Origin of the sequence: Hymenobacter terricola (assembly GCF_017921975.2) — a bacterium.
Lineage (GTDB): Bacteria > Bacteroidota > Bacteroidia > Cytophagales > Hymenobacteraceae > Hymenobacter > Hymenobacter terricola.
Genome location: NZ_JAGEMO020000051.1, coordinates 1 through 16444 on the forward strand (window position 1 = coordinate 1; position 16444 = coordinate 16444).

Here is a 16444-nt window from a genome sequence, read left to right on the forward strand (position 1 = left end):
AACTACCGACAAGTGATTGCCATGGCGGGCTTGTCGCCCCGCGAACATACGTCGGGCACGAGCATCCGCGGCAAAGTGCGCATTACCAAAATGGGTGGCGGCTTGATTCGAGGTAAGCTGTTTATGTGCAGCTTCTCCGCTAAGAAAACAAACGCGGCCTGTGCCGCCCTTTTTGACCGACTCGTGGCCAAGGGCAAGAATAAGAAGCTCGCCCTGATTGCCGTCTGCAACAAACTGCTCAAGCAAGCTTTTGCCATCATCAAATCAGGCGTGCCTTACCAAGCCGATTTTACCTCAAAACGTGCGCTGAAAGCTTGACTTTTAACACAGTTCTTGTAAATTATTGACTCATTTATTCAACGGTCTGAACGAGTTGCTTCGCGGCGCGCAGCATCGAGGGATGAATATAGTTTGACACAAAAAAGGGGACACACCTCACGGCGCGTCCCCTCTTATATCCTACCTTCAGCTACGGCTTAAGCACCGGCTTCATCAGTCTTGGCTTCTTCGCGGCTCTCGCCATCCTTCACCGTTTCAGTAGCGGTATCGGCCGGAGCCGAAGTCTCTACTACGGCAGCAGGAGCAACAGTTTCGCCTTTCACTTCGGTAGCCGAAGTAGCGGCGTCGCCAGTAGCTTTTTTGCCACCGCGGCTGCGCGAACGGCGAGTGGTAGCGGTAGCTTTCTCAGCCGCCGCCGATTTAGCTTCCAGCAGCGTCTCGTTGAAATCAACTAGTTCGATGATGCACATCTCAGCGTTGTCGCCCAGACGGGTGTCGCTCAGCTTCAGAATGCGGGTATAGCCACCGGGACGGTTAGCAATTTTGCTCGAAATGTTGCCGAACAACTCCTTGATGGATTCTTTGTCCTGCAACGCAGCAAACACCATCCGACGCGAGTGCGTGGTGTCTTCCTTCGACTTGGTCAGCATCGGCTCTACGTACTTGCGCAGCGCTTTAGCCTTTGCCACAGTCGTGGTGATACGCTTGTGCAGGATAAGCGACGAAGCCATGTTCGACAGCATCGCGTGACGGTGGGCGGTAGTCCGGCCCAGGTGGTTGATTTTTTTTCCGTGTCTCATTGGACGTTTGAAAAAGTGTGCGCTTGCGGGCGGCGACCACGGCGGGCCTTCAATGCCTCATTAGAACCGCTGCCCCTTGGGCGCACTGGTGAATTAATTGATGGGGTGATTCTTTATGTGTTACTGTGCTGGCTCAGCGCATCAGCAGCAAGGGCTAAAAAGAAGATGTGCCAACCTGCCAGGAACTCCCAGCACATCAGCACATCTAATAATCAGCAACCTAGTCTTCGTCCAGGCGATACTTGCCCAGGTCCATCCCAAACTCCAAACCACGTTCTTCAACGAGGTTTTCCAGTTCGGTCAGGCTCTTCTTGCCGAAATTGCGGAACTTCATCATGTCGGCGATTTCGAGCTGCACCAGTTCGCCCATCGTCTTGATGTCGGCAGCCTTGAGGCAGTTCTTGGCGCGTACGCTGAGCTCCATGTCCTCCAACGGAGTCTTGAGCATCTTGCGCATCTGCATCGTTTCCTCATCAATCGGCTCGTCTTCGGTCACGCGCGGACCTTCGAGGGTCATCGTGTTGTCCGAGAACAGCATGAAATGCTGAATGAGGATATTGGCCGCACCTTTCAGTGCTTCCTCCGGGTGAATCGAACCGTCGGTCTGAATCTCGATAACGAGCTTCTCATAGTCGGTCTTCTGCTCCACGCGGGTGTTCTCAATGCTGTACTTCACGTTCTTGATGGGCGTGTAGATAGCATCGATGGCAATCTGACCGAAAACCTGGTCAGCCGGCTTGTTCTCATCGGCGGGCACGTAGCCACGGCCACGGGCAATCGTCAGTTCAAACTCCAACTCTTTGCTGGGGTCGATGTGCGCGATAACGTGGTCGGGGTTCAACACCTCGAAGCCGCTGGCGAACTTGCCGATGTCGCTACCCGAGAAGGTCTCCTGACCTTTCACGCGCACCGTAATTTTATCGGCAATGGCGTCGCTTGTCTTCTTGAAACGGACCATTTTCAGGTTCAGGATGATTTCGGACATGTCCTCAATCACCCCTTCAATCGTCGAAAACTCGTGCAGCACGCTGTTCGTGCGCACCGACGTGATGGCGAAACCCTCCAGCGACGACAACAGAATGCGACGTAGCGCATTGCCGATGGTGACGCCGTAGCCCTTCTCGAGCGGCTTAAATTCAAACGTCCCGGTGAAGTCGTCGGATTTCTCCATCACCACTTTCTCCGGCATCTGAAAAGCTAAGATTGACATATGTGGGGCGTAAAAAAATTAAAAAAATTTGGTGAAGTATAAGCACAAGTGCGGCCCGGCAAAATGCCGGGCCGCTACCAGTAGCGCTATTTACTTCGAATACAGTTCGACGATGAGCTGCTCGGTGATTTTCTCCGGAATCAGCTCACGGGCGGGGGCATTGATGAACTTGCCAGCCAGCTCCTTGCCGTCCCACTCCAGCCAGGAGAACTGGCGCGAGTTGCGAACCGACAGGCTCGTGGTGATGGCTTCCAGCGACTTCGACTTCTCACGCACGGCAACGATATCGCCGGGACGGAGGTGGTACGAAGGGATGTTCACCACTTCACCGTTCACGGTGATGTGCTTGTGACCAACGAGCTGGCGGGCAGCACGACGCGTCGAGGCAATGCCCAAACGGTACACGGCGTTGTCCAGACGGGCTTCCAGCAGCGCGAGCAGGTTGTCGCCGGTGATGCCGGGAAGGGCTGCTGCTTTGTGGAACAGGTTTTCGAATTGCTTCTCCAACATGCCGTACATGTACTTCACCTTCTGCTTCTCCATCAGCTGGACAGCGTACTCCGACTGCTTCTTGCGACGGCCACGGCCGTGCTGGCCCGGAGGGTAGGCTTTCTTGTTGAGCGCTTTGCTCGGGCCGAAAATCGGCTCGTTGAAGCGACGGGCAATTTTTGAGGTAGGGCCGGTATAACGTGCCATTGTAATCTAATTTCTGAAGTGGAAAACTAAACGCGACGACGCTTGGGGGGGCGGCAGCCGTTGTGGGGCAGCGGCGTTACGTCGCGGATGGTGGTCACCTCAATACCCACGTTGCCGAGGGCGCGGATGGCCGACTCACGGCCCGAGCCGGGGCCTTTTACGAATACTTCGGCTTTGCGCATGCCCAGGTCGTGGGCTACTTTACCGCAGTCGCTCATCGCCATTTGGGCGGCGTAGGGCGTGTTTTTTTTCGAACCACGGAAGCCCATTTTGCCGGCCGAAGCCCACGAAATCACTTGACCGTTATTGTTCGTAATCGAGATGATGATGTTGTTGAACGAGGCACGGATGTGTACCTGGCCCACCTGCTCCACCACGACAACGCGCTTCTTGGCTTTGTCTTTTCTTTTTTGTGCCATTTGGTTATCGCAAAAAATGCGGGAGGTGTTGGCGCTGGCTGCGCGAGTGCATTACTCGCCAGAGCCAGCGCCGATTCCCGGTTAAGTTTATTTAGTTGCCTTCTTCTTGCCGGCCACCGTTTTACGCTTGCCCTTGCGGGTACGCGAGTTGTTCTTGGTGCGCTGACCACGAACTGGCAGACCTTTGCGGTGACGCAGACCACGGTAGCAGCCGATGTCCATCAAACGCTTGATGTTCGTCGTTACTTCCGAGCGCAGCACGCCTTCCGTCTTGTGCTCAGCAGCAATGATGGCACGGATGGCACCCGACTCCTCGTCGGTCCAGTCCTTCACCTTCTTGTTGATGTCAACCCCGGCTTTCACCAGAATCTTCTGAGAATTGCTCCGGCCAATGCCGAAGATGTAAGTCAGGGCGATTTCGCCGCGCTTGTTGTCCGGGATATCAACCCCTGCGATACGAGCCATTGTGTGTGGTTATGTGTTTGCGGACAGAAACCCGGCAACTGCTTGGAAGGCGGGCCGGAGGTGAATAACCAACGACTCAGTACCCAAGGTTCCGGGGTTCTAAAAATTGAATTAACCCTGACGCTGCTTAAAGCGTGGGTTTTTCTTGTTAATGACGTAGAGTTTGCCATTGCGACGCACAATTTTGCAATCAACGCTACGCTTCTTGATGGAGGTCTTGACTTTCATTGTTCAAAAAATTTATTTCTTGCTTCTCGTTTTTTGTCGCTATGCCTCTTGATTAAAAACTTGATTGTTTTATAAACAAGCACAAGAACTAACGTGACTCCAAGAACACTGATGAACAAAGAACCAAAAACTATTTGATTCCAATTATCATCAAGTTTATCAAGGAGAAATGGTATCACTTGTAGCGATACTTAATCCGACCCTTCGACAAGTCGTAGGGCGACATTTCCAGTTTCACCTTATCGCCGGGCAGAATCTTGATGTAGTGCATCCGCATCTTGCCCGAAATGTGGGCAATCAATTGGTGACCGTTCTCCAATTCCACGCGGAACATGGCGTTAGAAAGGGCTTCCAGGATGGTTCCGTCCTGCTCAATCGAGGCTTGTTTTGCCATAAGGGCTACTGCTGCAATGCTTTTTCTATGTACTCAAAGGAGGTGAGAATCTCCGCCTTTTCTTTTCTTACTACCACGGTGTGCTCGAAGTGCGCCGAGGGCTTGCGGTCCTTGGTGCGGACAGAGCCATCTTTCTCGAATATCACTTCCTTCTTGCCCAGGTTAACCATCGGCTCAATAGCGATGACCAAACCCGTTTGCAAGAGCGGCCCGGAACCTCGCTTGCCGTAATTCGGTACCTCGGGTTTCTCGTGCAGCTTGGCTCCCAACCCGTGACCGACCAACTCACGCACCACCCCGTAGCCCAACGGGCCCACATGGTTCTGGATGGCGTAGCTGATATCGCCCACGCGGTTGCCACTCACGGCTTGTTCGATGCCTTTGTACAAGGCTGCTTTGGTTTCCCGCAGCAAAGCCAGTACTTCTGGCGCCACCTCCCCGATTGGGTAGGTGTAAGCACTATCTGAATGAAAACCATTCAGTAAAACTCCGCCGTCCACCGTGAGAATGTCGCCATTCTTCAGCGGCTCGTCGGTGGCAAACCCATGCACCACCACCGAATTCGGCGAGAGGCAGAGGCTGTCCGGGAAATCATACAATCCTTTGAAAGATGGCACCCCGCCGTGGTCCCGGATGAATTCCTCCGCGCGCTTATCAAGCTGCCGCGTCGTTACTCCTTCCTTTATCATGCTTGCAACTTCACCGTGGGCTTTGGCCAACAGTTGAGCGCTAGCCCGCATGAGGTCAATTTCTTCTTCGGTTTTGTATTGAATGCTACCGCTTGCCATTGCTGTGGTTTACGAGGCGATGGAAATGGGCTGGGCCGTGCGACCGCGCAGCTTACCCGATTTCATCATGCCATCGTAGTGCTGCATCAACAAGTAGCTCTGCACCTGGTTCACCGTGTCGAGCACCACACCCACCATGATGATGAGCGACGTGCCGCCATAGAAAGCCGAGAACGGGCGGGTAACGCCCAACAGCAGCGCAATAGCGGGGAAGATGGCAATGAGGGCCAGGGCCACAGCACCCGGCAGAGTGATGCGCGTCAGAATCTCATCGATGTATTCCGAGGTATCGCGGCCAGGCTTTACGCCGGGCACGAAACCACCACTCCGCTTCAGGTCATCGGCAATTTGGTTGGGATTGACACTGATGGCAGTGTAGAAGTAGGTGAAGATGACAATCAGCAAGCCGAAAGTCAGGTTGTACTGCCACGACGTGTAGTCCGAGAACTTCACGCCGATGTAGCTGGCGGTGTCACTCTGGTTCTGCCATACCGACGCCACGATAGCGGGTACGAACATCAGCGACTGCGCGAAGATGATGGGCATTACACCAGCCGCATTCACTTTGAGGGGAATGAACTGACGCTGCGCATCAAGCTGCGTGGTGCCGCCAACCTGCTTGGCGTACTGCACCGCAATGCGGCGAACAGCTTGCGTGAGCACGATTACCGCCATTACCACAAGGAACAGCACCACCATTTCCAGCAGGAAGATGAGGGATTTGTTCACGCCTTTGGCAGCGGCCTCACCAATGATAGCACCAGGGAGACGCGACACGATACCAATCATGATAATCATGGAGATACCGTTGCCGATGCCTTTGTCCGTGATTTTCTCGCCCAGCCACATGCAAAACAACGTGCCGGCCGTGATGATAATCATGGTCGAAACGGTGAAGAATGTGCCGGGGTTGATGATGGCCTCAGCGTTGATGGTAGCGATGAAGCCAACCGATTGGGCCAATACAATCGGAATCGTGAGAATCCGGGTGTACTGGTTGATTTTCTTACGTCCCGACTCGCCTTCCTTCTGGAGTTTCTGGAAGTAAGGCACGGCAATCGTGAGCAGCTGCAACACGATAGAGGCCGAGATGTACGGCATGATGCCCAGCGCGAAAATCGACGCATGGCTGAATGCGCCGCCGAGCAGCGTATCCAGAATACCGAATAGACCTTGGGCACCCGTCTTGAGTTGGGTGGGGTCCACGCCCGGCAGCACCACGTACACGCCGAGGCGGTAGATGGCAATGAAGAAAAGCGTATTGAGGATTCGCGTACGCAAATCCTCAATCGCAAAAATGTTTTTTATCGACTCGATAAACTTATTCATTGCCGAAGGTAGCTATTAGAGCGTTACCGCTTTGCCGCCCGCCTTCTCAATGGCTTCAACAGCCGACTTCGAGAATGCGTGAGCATGAACTTCTACAGCCGTAGCGATTTCGCCGCGACCGAGGATTTTGATTTTCGCGTTCTTGGAAACCAAGCCGTTAGCCACGAAGTAGGCAGCATCCATCGTAGTGGTACTGTTCTTTTCGAGGAGGGTAGCCAGCGCATCGAGGTTGATGGCTTTATACTCTACACGGTTGATGTTCGTGAAGCCGAACTTAGGCACACGGCGCTGGAGGGGCATCTGGCCACCTTCGAAACCGGACTTGCGCTTGTAGCCCGAACGCGACTTGGCGCCTTTGTGACCACGGGTCGACGTGCCACCGCGCGTGGAGCCTTCGCCCCGGCCAATCCGCTTCTCGTTTTTAGTCGAGCCGTAGGCAGGCGATAAATTGCTTAGATTGAGCATGACGATAATAGTCTTACAGTTCGGTTACTTGGAGCAGGTGCTGCACGCTTTTAACCATGCCCATAACGGACGGGTTCACTTCGTGGGTAGCGGTGCTGTTGAGTTTGTTCAGGCCGAGGGACTGAACGGTGCGCTTCTGACGCTCGGGGCGGTCAATGGCGCTGCGCACGAGCTTTACTTGAATTTGTGCCATGTCAATTAACCGTTAAAAACGCGGGCCAAAGAAATACCACGGGCTTGAGCGATTTGCAACGGGTCACGCATTTTGGCGAGGGCTGCAAACGTTGCTTTTACCACGTTGTGAGGGTTCGACGAGCCTTTCGACTTCGCCAGCACATCCTTGATACCGGCGCTCTCGAACACGGCGCGCATGGCACCGCCGGCGATTACACCCGTACCAGCCGCGGCGGGCTGGATGAGCACGAAACCACCGCCGTAGCGGCCTTCCATGAGGTGAGGAACGGTGTGCTTGTACATCGGCACTTTCACTACGTTCTTCTTGGCGTCGTCAATGCCTTTGGCAATGGCGTCGGTTACTTCGTTGGCTTTGCCGAGGCCGTAGCCTACGTTGCCGTTGCCGTCGCCTACTACCACAATGGCAGAGAAGCTAAAGCGGCGACCGCCTTTCACCACCTTCGCTACGCGGTTGATGGCTACTACTTTTTCTTTGAAGTCGGAGTCAGCTCCCATGCGGGAGTTGTCCTTGTTCCGGTCGCGGTCGTTGCTGCGCTGACGGTCTCCGCCAGGACGATTGTTGTCGCGTTCTTGCGCCATGATAGTTTAGAAATTAAGGCCGCCTTCGCGAGCTCCTTCAGCCAATGATTTTACGCGACCGTGGTAGAGGTAACCCGAGCGGTCAAACACCACTTTCGTGATGCCTTTCTCCTGGGCGACGGCGGCGATTTGCCGGCCTACGGCAGCGGCCAGGGCCACGCCGTTACCACCTTCGGCGGTTACTTTTTTCGACGTTGCGGCAGCCAGGGTGCGGCCGGTCGTGTCGTCGATAATCTGAGCATAAATGCCCGTGTTGCTGCGGAACACCGACAGGCGCGGACGCTCCGTGGTACCAGACACTTTCGTGCGGATGATGCGCTGAATCCGCTTGCGGCGAGTTGCTTTATCAAATGCCATGATGCGAACTTATTTAGAGGCCGTTTTACCAGCTTTGCGACGGATAATCTCGCCCACGAAGCGCACACCTTTGCCTTTGTAAGGCTCCACTTTGCGCAGCGAACGAATTTTAGCGGCTACCTGGCCCAGCAATTGATTGTCGATGCTGGTCAGCGTAACAATCGGGTTTTTGCCTTTGTCGGTAACGGCGGTAGCAGTTACTTCACCCGGCAGGGCGATGTACACGTTGTGCGAGTAGCCCAGGGCCAGCTCCAGCGTGCTGCCCACCAGCGAGGCCTTGTAGCCTACGCCTACCAGCTCCAGCTTCTTCTCGAAGCCTTTGCTAACGCCTTCCACCATGTTGTTGATGAGCGAGCGGTAGAGACCGTGCATGGCCTTGTGGCGCTTCTGCTCGGTGGGACGGGTTACCGTGAGGGTACCGTCTTCAACAGCTACGGTGATGTCGCGGTCCACTTTCGTGGTTAGCGAGCCCTTGGGGCCTTTCACCGTCACTGCGTTATCGTTGTCGACCGAGATAGCGACCCCAGCAGGGACGGAAATCGGCAGTTTACCAATACGTGACATAATTGAATTTGCTAAAGCGGTTCCGGACTAGTACACGTAGCACAGCACCTCGCCGCCCACGTTCTCGGTTTTGCACTCTTTCTCCGTCATCACGCCTTTCGAGGTCGAGATGATGGCGACACCCAGGCCGCTGAGGACGCGGGGCAGGTTGTCGGCGGCCACGTACTGACGCAAACCGGGCGTCGAAACGCGCTGCAGTTTGGTGATGGCGGGTGCCTTCGTGGTCGGGTTGTACTTCAGAGCAATTTTGATGGTGCCCTGAACCGACGAATCATCAAAACGGTACGACTGAATGTAGCCCTTGTGGTAGAGCACTTTCGTGATTTCCTTTTTGATGTTGCTGGCCGGGATTTCTACCACCCGGTGGTTCGCCTTGATGGCGTTGCGCACCCGGGTCAGGTAGTCGGCAATGGGGTCAGTGTTCATTATGTAGTAAATACGTCCGCTTTTTTCGGAGCGCAAAGATAAGAAAATTTCGCCGGGTGCCCAACGGGACCAACGAAATTTCGGTTAAGACTACTTGGCACGCCCGGCGACGGCACGGCCAATGGTTTCTTTTGGCAACCTGCCAAATGGTTTTGAGGCGAACCTCAGGTTTTGGGAGTGCAAAGGTAGCAGGCTTACAGGGCTTTTGCAAGCGTGTAATAGAAATTCCTGCCGTACGAGGGCGGCTGTAGTGATTAGCGAGCCTGGCGCTGGGGCTCAGCTGATGGAACGGAACAGGCGGCTCCAGCGGATTTTGTGCAGGAAGTCGGCATTGGGGTCAATGGATAGCCACACGAAAACGGCCTTGCCAACGATGTGGTCTTCGGGCACGAAACCCCAGAAGCGGGAGTCTTCGGAGTTGTGGCGGTTGTCGCCCATCATGAAGTAATAGTTCTGCTTGATGGTATAGCGGGTCAGGGGTTGGCCGTTTTGCTGCATCATGCCATCCTTCCAGCTGATGCCGGCGTTGTGCTCGTATTGCGACACGATTTTGTAGTAGATGGCAGCATTGGCTGGCGTCAGGGTAATTGTCTGGCCTTTTTGGGGAACGGGCAGCGGGCCGTACTCATCAAGCTGCCAACGGTTGGGGGTGGCACTGGTGGCAGTCGATACATCGAAGTCGGCGGCATCGGGGAAGAGCTGGACCTCGTAGGGCATTACGGCGAGGGACTTCACATAGGGCTGCCGGCGGAAGTAGGCGGCCACCCCGGCGGGGCAGCTGATGACGAAGCCGGGTTGGCCCGTTTCCGGGTTGGTGCTCACGCGGGGGATGCCGTCGGGCTCGCGGTAGTCGACCACGCCCTGGGCGTGCAGGGCGGCGAGGATTTCGTCGTTGGCCGCTGCCACTTCCATGAAATAGGTGGTTTGCGGGTGGCCGGCTACTGCGCCGGGCCGGCCATTGAGGAATACTTCGCCGCGACGGATTTGCAGGGTATCACCGGCCACGGCGATGCAGCGCTTGATGAGGTGGGTGCGCAAATCGGCCGGCCGCTGCTGCTCGTGCGGCACATGAAACACCACCACATCGTTGCGCTGCACCGAGCTGAACCCCGGGAAGCGGTAGGTGGGCAGTTGGATGAGGTCGGAGTAGCTTTTCAGGCCCGTCCCCCAGATGGTTTGGTGCGTGAGGGGCACTTGCAGGGGCGTCTGGGGGGTGATGGGGCCGTAGTGCAGCCGGCTCACGAACAGGTAATCGCCCACCAGCAGCGACTGCTCCATGCTCTCCGAAGGGATGGTGTAGGCCTCCACCGCCGACCAGCGCAGCAGCGTGGCGGCCACCAGCGCAAAAATCAGCGAGTTGGCCCACTCCCGGGTCTGACTTTTCGGTTTCGGGGGCGGGGTGCTGGCGCTTGGACGCTTCGTGCTTAAAAAAGCCATGGGTAATGGGGGTTAGCTGAATGGGAAAAGTAACTCAAACGTAAGGGATTTTCGGGATGAGCCGGCGGCAGTGAACGTTCCGCAAGCCCCGGATAGTGTGCCGGGCGCGCCCCTCCCCTATTGCTCAGCTTTTTCTGCTACCTTGCCCGCGCCTACGGGCTGCGTTGCCCGTGGTTTATCTCCCCTATTCCCAATGGCGAAAACTCCCACCAAACTGTTCAGCACCAAATTCCGCAACTGGCTGCTCTACCTCGTCGTGTCGCGGCAGAATCTCAAGGCCGTGGCCGGCTACACCCTTCAGGCCCTGCAACAGGATGGCCCGCGCTTCAAGCCCCAAATCGACCTGCTCCAGCCGCTTTACGACGGGTTCGATGCCAGCCTGACCACAGCAGCCGGGGCCAGCGCCGGGCGCGGGGCGCAAACCCTGCTCGCCAGCACCGTTTTCGGCCTGGTGAAGCAGTTTATGAAGCGGGCTTACAAGAAGAGTTTCGCCGCGCTGGAAGAAGACAACCCGACGCTGTTCAAGGAATTCTTTCCGACCGGGCGCACTGAGTTTTCGTCGGCCTCGCGCAAGAGCCTGGGCACCTCGTTCGACCGCTTCGTGAAATCCCTCGCCGAGCACAAGACCGACGTACCCGACGGAGCCAACCTGCTCAAAGCCGCCCAGCCGCTGGCCGAGCAGTACACCGAGTCGCGCAAGCAGCAGGCCGCCCGCAAGAAACAAGTGAAAACCGCCGTTACCACCCTCGACGCCGACGAAACCGACCTGCTCGTGGAGCTTTTCGGGGCCTACACCGCCCTGCTGGCCTACTACTACAAAACGCCCGAGCGCGCCGAAACCTACTTCGACTTCTCCATGCTGCCCCACAACCAGCCCGCCGCAGCCACCGGGGCCAGTTCCAGTCCAACGCAGCTCTAGACTTTTCTGTGATGGTCTGTAGGACGTCCAACGGACCTCCACAGAAAAGTATGAAGGCCCGTAGGACGTCCTACGGGCCTTCATACTTTTCTGCGATGCCCTGTTGGAAAGCCAACGGGCACCTGGGTTTTTCTGTGGAGGCCCGTTGGACGGTTTTCAGGCAGCGGGAGAAACTTGAAGGGACGGGAGCCTCTGGAATCACAAATCCTTGGGCGTTAGCCCAGTCTTCTTCGCCATCCGCTTGAGCATTACCGGCCCGATTTCCTCACCGTCGTGAAAGGCAAACGTGTAGTCTTCCCACCCCGCTCGCGACAGCGTCCGGTGCAAACCCGATTGCCGCTTCTGCTCCCAGCCGATGCGCAGCAGCGCCGCCAGTACCAGCCGGGCCTTCGCGGCTCCAAACTGGCTCACGCCGCAATGGAGAACACGCCCGCCAAATCCGGCACCTCCTCGCCATGTTCCAGCCGTTCAGCAATCACGCGCAAAGCCAACGCCTGAACATGAGCAATGGCAACTTCCCGTGTAGCGCCGTAAGCCAGCGCCCCGCTTATCTCAATGACTTCGGCCAGCCAACGGCCATCTGCTTCGCGTTCGGTTTCTATAGTCATGAGGAATGCCACCGGCTCCTTTATGCACCGGGGCGGGCTGGTTCAAATATACGCCCCTCCCCCACCACCCGCTACCCCAGCATCTGATGAAACTGAAAGTGGTGGGAGAATAATGTCAGGCACCCACATAACGCGCCAGTGCCTCCCCTATCAGTTGGTTCAGGCTAATATTTCGTTGTTTGGATAGAATAGCTGCTTTGCGGTGCAATTCGGTATTCACGCGCACATTGAACGTCCCGGTATAGGGCTTATCAGGCTTCTTGCCCACTTCCGCGCACGTTTCCAGGTAGCTTTCCACGGCTTCCTCAAAAGCCGCTTTCACTTCCTTGGCCGTTTCGCCCTCGTAGGAGACCAAGTCCACGATGGCTTCAATCTTGCCGTAGAAGATTTCCGATTCGGGGCTATACTTCACGATGCTGAAGTAGCCTTTATGGGTGAGTACATTATCCATTGATGGGTTACCGTTATCGCCCGGCTGGCAAGTATTTCAGGTATTGAACGAAAGCTTCAACCTTGCGGAAACTGTACGGCCGGCTGGCAGATATTCAGCTTTTCAATAATCAAATCAAGTTGATAAGGCTTCAGAATATTGCCCGGATGCGGCTTGTGCAAATCCAGCACCTCCTGGCTCGCCTCGTTGTAGAACTTCCGTCGGCTGCCGCCCGTCTTGCCGCCTTTGAGTAGCAAGAAGCCATAAGCCGCCAGCAACTTTTCCAATTCATCCCAAGTAAAATCCTTGGGTCGCTTGCACAGACGTTCCGTCAACTTATCCCGTCTGCTCATTTGGTGGGGTTATTAATATTGCCAAGCAACACCTGTAACTGCTTCTTAGTTACACAAAGCTAATTGTTTTTAGGGATAAGCATCATTGGTTTACCCCTCCACCACCACCCGCCGCCCCAGCAGCGACAGAAACGGAAGTGACGAAAAAGCATCTAAGTGAGCAAGGCTGCTATTTCACTTTCATTTGCTTAAGCTCGATATAGCCAGAACTATTGCAAAGAAAACAAACACCCTTTTCTACGTGGTCATACTGGGGCAAACGCCCTGTCCCGTTACATCTCGTACAAACAGTATAATTGCTAAATTTCTGCAACTCTACATCCCTAGAAACTTGGCTTTGATACACAGGTATTGGAGTACCGTCACTATGAACTTTACGGTGACACCAATTACAGAGAGTAATGAGTGCATCATCTCTGTATTGCCAAGGCAATGATGACCGCAGATAATACCTATGGTGAATTTCTAAGTGATAGGCTTTTGGTGCATGAATTAGTCCTTGAAAAGCGACAATCACTCCATTATCACTTATCGGAATCGTTAAAAAGAATGGAGTATCACCGAAAGTAGCTGGAGGGATGTAGTTTTTCTCGGTATGTCCATCAAAGAAAATGATTTCATCCTCCCAAAATTGGCTTTCTTTATAAGGGTGGTCTGAAGGTAGCCAGTCAATGCCAATCGTGCTTCCTTTTCCGCACTGCTGACATAGGTTTATATCTCTTTTCAGAATAGATTTTCTTCGCTCAAACCATTCGTTGGTGTTAAGTAGACGCTGATATGCGATGTAATTCCCATTACATTCTGCAAGCAGTTTACTAAAGGGTATCACAGGTTCTCTCATACTTTATGTTGTTTTGAACAAACTTCTTGTAGATTGAAGAACGTCTATAAAAAAATCCCCAAGCCAAAGCTAAGCTTCGACTTGGGGATTTTACTTTGCTGCGAGAACCGGATACTACCAGCTCGACTTGGTCACACCGGGGATTTTTCCGGCGAGGGCCATTTCGCGGAAACGCACGCGGCTGATGCCAAACTTGCGCATGTAGCCGCGGGGGCGGCCGTCAATCATGTCGCGGTTGTGCAGGCGCACGGGCGAAGCGTTTTTGGGCAGCTTGTCGAGACCTTCGTAGTCGCCGGCAGCTTTCAGAGCCTTGCGCTTCTCAGCGTAGCGGGCCACGGTGGCAATGCGCTTGCGCTCCCGTGCTTTGATGGATTCTTTAGCCATGAGTTCGGGAGATTAAGCTTCTTTTTTAGCGTTGGCGAAAGGCATACCGAATGCTTTCAGCAATTCGTAGCTCTGCTCATCGTTCTCGGCGCTGGTCACGAACGTGATGTCCATGCCCGAGATGCCTTTGATTTTATCAATCGAGATTTCGGGGAAGATGATTTGCTCCTTCACGCCGAGCGTGTAGTTGCCACGACCATCGAAACCTTTGTCGTTGATGCCTTTGAAGTCACGTACGCGGGGCAGGGCCACCGTCAGCAGACGGTCCATGAACTCGTACATCTTCTCGCCGCGCAGCGTCACTTTCGCACCGATAGGCATGCCTTCGCGGAGCTTAAAGTTCGACACTGATTTCTTGGCGATGGTGGCAATGGCTTTCTGGCCGGTGATAACCGTCAGCTCTTCCACGCCGTTGTCGACCAGCTTCTTGTCAGCTACCGCGGCACCGATGCCACGGTTGATGCAGATTTTGGTGACTTTCGGTACCTGCATGATGCTCTTGAACTGGAATTTCTCCTGGAGCGCGGGTACGATGTCTTTTTTATAAATGTCTTTGAGACGGGCCATGATGCGGGGGGCTGCTTAAGCCGTTTTGGCAGTGGCACGCTTGGCTTTAGCAGGAGCAGCAGCCGGAGCTGCGTTAGCTGCCGCGCCTTTGCGCACCCGCTCACCAGTGGTGGGGTTGATAGCCTGCACGTTGCTCACGTGCATGGGCGCCTCCATCTTGGTGATGCCGCCCTGGGGCGATTTGGCGCTCGGCTTGTTGTGTTTCGTCACCAGGTTCAACCCCTCAACGGTTACGCGCTGGGTTACCCGGTTTACCGACACGATTTTGCCGGTTTTGCCCTTTTCGTCGCCAGCAATCACCTTCACGGTATCGCCCGACTTTACGTGCAGCTGCACGGGGTCTGCTTTTCTGATAGCCATGATTTAGAGTACTTCGGGTGCTAGGGATACGATTTTCATGAACTGACGCTCACGCAGCTCACGGGCCACTGGGCCGAAGATGCGCGTGCCGCGGGGCTCGTCGTTGTTGTTGAGCAACACGGCAGCGTTGTCGTCGAAGCGGATGTACGAACCGTCTTTACGACGAATCTCCTTCTTCACGCGCACCACTACGGCCTTGCTCACGGTGCCTTTCTTCGCGTTGCCCGAAGGGATAGCCGACTTAATGGCTACCACAATCTTGTCGCCAACGCTGGCGTATTTCTTGCCCGTGCCACCCAAAACGCGGATGCAGAGGACTTCCTTGGCGCCGCTATTGTCGGCCACCGTCAGGCGGGATTCTTGCTGTATCATCGAGTTAGATTATTTAGCGCGTTCAATAATTTCCACCAGGCGCCACCGCTTGGTTTTGCTCAGCGGACGGGTGCTCATGATGAGCACCGTGTCGCCTTCGCCGCACTCGTTTTTCTCGTCGTGGGCGTGGAATTTCGTGGTTTTGGTCACGAACTTGCCGTATTTGGGGTGCTTTTGCTTCTGCACCACAGCCACGGTGATGGACTTGTCCATCTTGCTGCTCGTCACCTTGCCGGTGATTTCTTTGCGCATGTTGCGCGAAGCTTCATCAGCAGCGGTTTGGTCTTGGGTTGTTACGTCGGTTGCCATCGGAATTAAGCGGGGTTAGAGGCCTGCTCGTTGTTCCGACGAGTCTGCTCGGTGAGCAAGCGGGCGACGTTTTTACGGTTGGCCTTGAGGCGGGCGGGGTTTTCCAGGGGCGAAATCGCATGAGCGAAACGCAGCTGCTGGCCCGTAGCCTGCTCGGTTTTGATTTGCTCTTTCAGCGCGTCGGCGGAAAGGCCTTTGTGGTCGGTCTTGTTCTTCATGACTTAGGCGGCGTCCGTGTAGTCGCGGCGAACCACGAATGAAGTACGAACCGGCAGCTTCTGAGCCGCCAGACGGAGCGACTCCTTAGCTACTTCCAGCGATACGCCGTCCGACTCGAACATGATTTGACCCGGCTTCACGCAGGCTACCCAATACTCGGGCGAGCCTTTGCCCTTACCCATCCGCACTTCAGCAGGCTTCTTGGTAATGGGTTTGTCGGGGAAAATGCGAATCCATACTTGCCCTTCGCGTTTCATGGCGCGGGTCATGGCGATACGAGCAGCCTCAATTTGGCGAGCCGTAATCCAAGACACTTCCAGCGACTTGATAGCGAACGAACCGAAGTCTATGGAGCTGCCGCGGTAGGCGAGGCCTGTTACGCGACCCTTTTGCATCTTGCGATACTTGGTCCTTTTCGGTTGTAACATTTGATTTTAAATAAAGAGAGTGT

Annotated in this window: 30 protein-coding genes; 2 read left to right on the forward strand and 28 right to left on the reverse strand. The window is 55.0% G+C overall.

The window, feature by feature from the left end; all coding sequences use genetic code 11:
- Nucleotides 1-318: transposase (locus tag J4G38_RS20940; RefSeq protein ID WP_226163630.1), on the forward strand; the 318-nt coding region annotated here is incomplete at its 5' end.
- Between the two features lie 158 nt (nt 319-476).
- Here the strand turns inward: J4G38_RS20940 and rplQ are convergent.
- The 16 genes from rplQ to lepB form a co-directional block, all read right to left on the reverse strand.
- Nucleotides 477-1079 (reverse strand): 50S ribosomal protein L17, encoded by a 603-nt coding sequence (gene rplQ / locus J4G38_RS20945; RefSeq protein ID WP_210521199.1) that lies wholly within the window; start codon nt 1077-1079, stop codon nt 477-479.
- A gap of 220 nt (nt 1080-1299) precedes the next feature.
- A complete protein-coding gene (locus tag J4G38_RS20950) occupies nt 1300-2289 on the reverse strand; it encodes a DNA-directed RNA polymerase subunit alpha (protein WP_210521200.1) in 990 nt (329 codons plus the stop codon).
- A gap of 90 nt (nt 2290-2379) precedes the next feature.
- A complete protein-coding gene (rpsD, locus tag J4G38_RS20955) occupies nt 2380-2985 on the reverse strand; it encodes a 30S ribosomal protein S4 (RefSeq protein WP_210521201.1) in 606 nt (201 codons plus the stop codon).
- Nucleotides 2986-3011: 26 nt separating this feature from the next.
- Complete coding sequence (gene rpsK, locus J4G38_RS20960) at nt 3012-3404, reverse strand: 30S ribosomal protein S11 (protein ID WP_035567868.1); 393 nt, start codon at nt 3402-3404, stop codon at nt 3012-3014.
- An 87-nt stretch (nt 3405-3491) separates the two neighbouring features.
- Nucleotides 3492-3869: a 30S ribosomal protein S13 gene (rpsM, locus tag J4G38_RS20965; RefSeq protein WP_046246596.1), complete on the reverse strand. Its 378-nt coding sequence runs from the start codon at nt 3867-3869 to the stop codon at nt 3492-3494.
- Between the two features lie 111 nt (nt 3870-3980).
- Nucleotides 3981-4097: a type B 50S ribosomal protein L36 gene (gene ykgO, locus J4G38_RS20970; RefSeq protein ID WP_035567872.1), complete on the reverse strand. Its 117-nt coding sequence runs from the start codon at nt 4095-4097 to the stop codon at nt 3981-3983.
- Nucleotides 4098-4272: 175 nt separating this feature from the next.
- Nucleotides 4273-4491, reverse strand: a complete 219-nt coding sequence (gene infA / locus J4G38_RS20975) for a translation initiation factor IF-1 (RefSeq protein ID WP_035567874.1) — start codon at nt 4489-4491, stop codon at nt 4273-4275.
- Between the two features lie 5 nt (nt 4492-4496).
- Nucleotides 4497-5279: a type I methionyl aminopeptidase gene (map, locus tag J4G38_RS20980; protein WP_210521202.1), complete on the reverse strand. Its 783-nt coding sequence runs from the start codon at nt 5277-5279 to the stop codon at nt 4497-4499.
- A 9-nt stretch (nt 5280-5288) separates the two neighbouring features.
- Nucleotides 5289-6608 carry a preprotein translocase subunit SecY gene (gene secY, locus J4G38_RS20985; protein WP_210521203.1) on the reverse strand — a complete coding sequence of 440 codons (1320 nt, stop codon included), beginning with the start codon at nt 6606-6608 and terminating at the stop codon, nt 5289-5291.
- Between the two features lie 15 nt (nt 6609-6623).
- Nucleotides 6624-7073 carry a 50S ribosomal protein L15 gene (gene rplO / locus J4G38_RS20990; protein ID WP_210521204.1) on the reverse strand — a complete coding sequence of 150 codons (450 nt, stop codon included), beginning with the start codon at nt 7071-7073 and terminating at the stop codon, nt 6624-6626.
- Between the two features lie 13 nt (nt 7074-7086).
- Nucleotides 7087-7266 (reverse strand): 50S ribosomal protein L30, encoded by a 180-nt coding sequence (rpmD, locus tag J4G38_RS20995; RefSeq protein WP_168672170.1) that lies wholly within the window; start codon nt 7264-7266, stop codon nt 7087-7089.
- A gap of 5 nt (nt 7267-7271) precedes the next feature.
- Nucleotides 7272-7763 (reverse strand): 30S ribosomal protein S5, encoded by a 492-nt coding sequence (gene rpsE / locus J4G38_RS21000; protein WP_035567955.1) that lies wholly within the window; start codon nt 7761-7763, stop codon nt 7272-7274.
- A 90-nt stretch (nt 7764-7853) separates the two neighbouring features.
- A complete protein-coding gene (gene rplR, locus J4G38_RS21005) occupies nt 7854-8204 on the reverse strand; it encodes a 50S ribosomal protein L18 (protein WP_210521205.1) in 351 nt (116 codons plus the stop codon).
- Nucleotides 8205-8213: 9 nt separating this feature from the next.
- A complete protein-coding gene (rplF, locus tag J4G38_RS21010) occupies nt 8214-8768 on the reverse strand; it encodes a 50S ribosomal protein L6 (RefSeq protein WP_210521206.1) in 555 nt (184 codons plus the stop codon).
- Nucleotides 8769-8795: 27 nt separating this feature from the next.
- Complete coding sequence (rpsH, locus tag J4G38_RS21015) at nt 8796-9194, reverse strand: 30S ribosomal protein S8 (RefSeq protein WP_068191741.1); 399 nt, start codon at nt 9192-9194, stop codon at nt 8796-8798.
- Nucleotides 9195-9470: 276 nt separating this feature from the next.
- Complete coding sequence (gene lepB, locus J4G38_RS21020; protein ID WP_210521207.1) at nt 9471-10631, reverse strand: signal peptidase I; 1161 nt, start codon at nt 10629-10631, stop codon at nt 9471-9473.
- A 193-nt stretch (nt 10632-10824) separates the two neighbouring features.
- On the opposite strand from lepB, the gene J4G38_RS21025 reads away from it, so the two are divergent.
- On the forward strand, nt 10825-11550 hold the full coding sequence (locus tag J4G38_RS21025; protein ID WP_210521208.1) for a hypothetical protein: 726 nt from the start codon (nt 10825-10827) through the stop codon (nt 11548-11550).
- A gap of 198 nt (nt 11551-11748) precedes the next feature.
- Here the strand turns inward: J4G38_RS21025 and J4G38_RS21030 are convergent, their stop codons facing one another.
- The 12 genes from J4G38_RS21030 to rplP form a co-directional block, all read right to left on the reverse strand.
- Nucleotides 11749-11961, reverse strand: a complete 213-nt coding sequence (locus tag J4G38_RS21030) for a type II toxin-antitoxin system HicA family toxin (RefSeq protein WP_210521209.1) — start codon at nt 11959-11961, stop codon at nt 11749-11751.
- Nucleotides 11958-12158, reverse strand: a complete 201-nt coding sequence (locus J4G38_RS21035; protein WP_210521210.1) for a type II toxin-antitoxin system HicB family antitoxin — start codon at nt 12156-12158, stop codon at nt 11958-11960. Before J4G38_RS21035 ends, J4G38_RS21030 begins: the two co-directional genes overlap by 4 nt.
- A gap of 115 nt (nt 12159-12273) precedes the next feature.
- Nucleotides 12274-12609: a type II toxin-antitoxin system HicB family antitoxin gene (locus tag J4G38_RS21040; RefSeq protein ID WP_210521211.1), complete on the reverse strand. Its 336-nt coding sequence runs from the start codon at nt 12607-12609 to the stop codon at nt 12274-12276.
- Nucleotides 12610-12665: 56 nt separating this feature from the next.
- Nucleotides 12666-12875, reverse strand: a complete 210-nt coding sequence (locus J4G38_RS21045) for a type II toxin-antitoxin system HicA family toxin (RefSeq protein WP_262906182.1) — start codon at nt 12873-12875, stop codon at nt 12666-12668.
- Between the two features lie 235 nt (nt 12876-13110).
- A complete protein-coding gene (locus J4G38_RS21050; protein WP_210521213.1) occupies nt 13111-13782 on the reverse strand; it encodes a hypothetical protein in 672 nt (223 codons plus the stop codon).
- A gap of 114 nt (nt 13783-13896) precedes the next feature.
- Nucleotides 13897-14166 carry a 30S ribosomal protein S14 gene (gene rpsN, locus J4G38_RS21055; protein ID WP_035567891.1) on the reverse strand — a complete coding sequence of 90 codons (270 nt, stop codon included), beginning with the start codon at nt 14164-14166 and terminating at the stop codon, nt 13897-13899.
- Nucleotides 14167-14178: 12 nt separating this feature from the next.
- A complete protein-coding gene (gene rplE / locus J4G38_RS21060) occupies nt 14179-14733 on the reverse strand; it encodes a 50S ribosomal protein L5 (RefSeq protein ID WP_210521214.1) in 555 nt (184 codons plus the stop codon).
- Nucleotides 14734-14748: 15 nt separating this feature from the next.
- On the reverse strand, nt 14749-15093 hold the full coding sequence (gene rplX, locus J4G38_RS21065; protein ID WP_210521215.1) for a 50S ribosomal protein L24: 345 nt from the start codon (nt 15091-15093) through the stop codon (nt 14749-14751).
- A 3-nt stretch (nt 15094-15096) separates the two neighbouring features.
- The gene (rplN, locus tag J4G38_RS21070; RefSeq protein ID WP_188561967.1) at nt 15097-15465 is read right to left on the reverse strand and encodes a 50S ribosomal protein L14; all 369 of its coding nucleotides are present in this window, start codon (nt 15463-15465) and stop codon (nt 15097-15099) included.
- Between the two features lie 9 nt (nt 15466-15474).
- Nucleotides 15475-15774: a 30S ribosomal protein S17 gene (rpsQ, locus tag J4G38_RS21075; protein WP_168672178.1), complete on the reverse strand. Its 300-nt coding sequence runs from the start codon at nt 15772-15774 to the stop codon at nt 15475-15477.
- A 5-nt stretch (nt 15775-15779) separates the two neighbouring features.
- Entirely contained in the window at nt 15780-15992 is a 213-nt protein-coding gene (gene rpmC, locus J4G38_RS21080) for a 50S ribosomal protein L29 (RefSeq protein ID WP_035567897.1), read from the reverse strand.
- Nucleotides 15993-15995: 3 nt separating this feature from the next.
- Nucleotides 15996-16421 (reverse strand): 50S ribosomal protein L16, encoded by a 426-nt coding sequence (gene rplP, locus J4G38_RS21085; protein ID WP_035567899.1) that lies wholly within the window; start codon nt 16419-16421, stop codon nt 15996-15998.
- Nucleotides 16422-16444 lie beyond the last annotated feature (23 nt).

Bases quoted from the DNA above. Each gene is read 5' to 3' on its own strand.
- rplQ (WP_210521199.1), bottom strand. From the start codon at position 1,079: ATGAGACACGGAAAAAAAATCAACCACCTGGGCCGGACTACCGCCCAC.
- J4G38_RS20950 (WP_210521200.1), bottom strand. From the start codon at position 2,289: ATGTCAATCTTAGCTTTTCAGATGCCGGAGAAAGTGGTGATGGAGAAA.
- rpsD (WP_210521201.1), bottom strand. From the start codon at position 2,985: ATGGCACGTTATACCGGCCCTACCTCAAAAATTGCCCGTCGCTTCAAC.
- rpsK (WP_035567868.1), bottom strand. From the start codon at position 3,404: ATGGCACAAAAAAGAAAAGACAAAGCCAAGAAGCGCGTTGTCGTGGTG.
- rpsM (WP_046246596.1), bottom strand. From the start codon at position 3,869: ATGGCTCGTATCGCAGGGGTTGATATCCCGGACAACAAGCGCGGCGAA.
- ykgO (WP_035567872.1), bottom strand. From the start codon at position 4,097: ATGAAAGTCAAGACCTCCATCAAGAAGCGTAGCGTTGATTGCAAAATT.
- infA (WP_035567874.1), bottom strand. From the start codon at position 4,491: ATGGCAAAACAAGCCTCGATTGAGCAGGACGGAACCATCCTGGAAGCC.
- map (WP_210521202.1), bottom strand. From the start codon at position 5,279: ATGGCAAGCGGTAGCATTCAATACAAAACCGAAGAAGAAATTGACCTC.
- secY (WP_210521203.1), bottom strand. From the start codon at position 6,608: ATGAATAAGTTTATCGAGTCGATAAAAAACATTTTTGCGATTGAGGAT.
- rplO (WP_210521204.1), bottom strand. From the start codon at position 7,073: ATGCTCAATCTAAGCAATTTATCGCCTGCCTACGGCTCGACTAAAAAC.
- rpmD (WP_168672170.1), bottom strand. From the start codon at position 7,266: ATGGCACAAATTCAAGTAAAGCTCGTGCGCAGCGCCATTGACCGCCCC.
- rpsE (WP_035567955.1), bottom strand. From the start codon at position 7,763: ATGGGAGCTGACTCCGACTTCAAAGAAAAAGTAGTAGCCATCAACCGC.
- rplR (WP_210521205.1), bottom strand. From the start codon at position 8,204: ATGGCATTTGATAAAGCAACTCGCCGCAAGCGGATTCAGCGCATCATC.
- rplF (WP_210521206.1), bottom strand. From the start codon at position 8,768: ATGTCACGTATTGGTAAACTGCCGATTTCCGTCCCTGCTGGGGTCGCT.
- rpsH (WP_068191741.1), bottom strand. From the start codon at position 9,194: ATGAACACTGACCCCATTGCCGACTACCTGACCCGGGTGCGCAACGCC.
- lepB (WP_210521207.1), bottom strand. From the start codon at position 10,631: ATGGCTTTTTTAAGCACGAAGCGTCCAAGCGCCAGCACCCCGCCCCCG.
- J4G38_RS21025 (WP_210521208.1), top strand. From the start codon at position 10,825: ATGGCGAAAACTCCCACCAAACTGTTCAGCACCAAATTCCGCAACTGG.
- J4G38_RS21035 (WP_210521210.1), bottom strand. From the start codon at position 12,158: ATGACTATAGAAACCGAACGCGAAGCAGATGGCCGTTGGCTGGCCGAA.
- J4G38_RS21040 (WP_210521211.1), bottom strand. From the start codon at position 12,609: ATGGATAATGTACTCACCCATAAAGGCTACTTCAGCATCGTGAAGTAT.
- J4G38_RS21050 (WP_210521213.1), bottom strand. From the start codon at position 13,782: ATGAGAGAACCTGTGATACCCTTTAGTAAACTGCTTGCAGAATGTAAT.
- rpsN (WP_035567891.1), bottom strand. From the start codon at position 14,166: ATGGCTAAAGAATCCATCAAAGCACGGGAGCGCAAGCGCATTGCCACC.
- rplE (WP_210521214.1), bottom strand. From the start codon at position 14,733: ATGGCCCGTCTCAAAGACATTTATAAAAAAGACATCGTACCCGCGCTC.
- rplX (WP_210521215.1), bottom strand. From the start codon at position 15,093: ATGGCTATCAGAAAAGCAGACCCCGTGCAGCTGCACGTAAAGTCGGGC.
- rplN (WP_188561967.1), bottom strand. From the start codon at position 15,465: ATGATACAGCAAGAATCCCGCCTGACGGTGGCCGACAATAGCGGCGCC.
- rpsQ (WP_168672178.1), bottom strand. From the start codon at position 15,774: ATGGCAACCGACGTAACAACCCAAGACCAAACCGCTGCTGATGAAGCT.
- rpmC (WP_035567897.1), bottom strand. From the start codon at position 15,992: ATGAAGAACAAGACCGACCACAAAGGCCTTTCCGCCGACGCGCTGAAA.
- rplP (WP_035567899.1), bottom strand. From the start codon at position 16,421: ATGTTACAACCGAAAAGGACCAAGTATCGCAAGATGCAAAAGGGTCGC.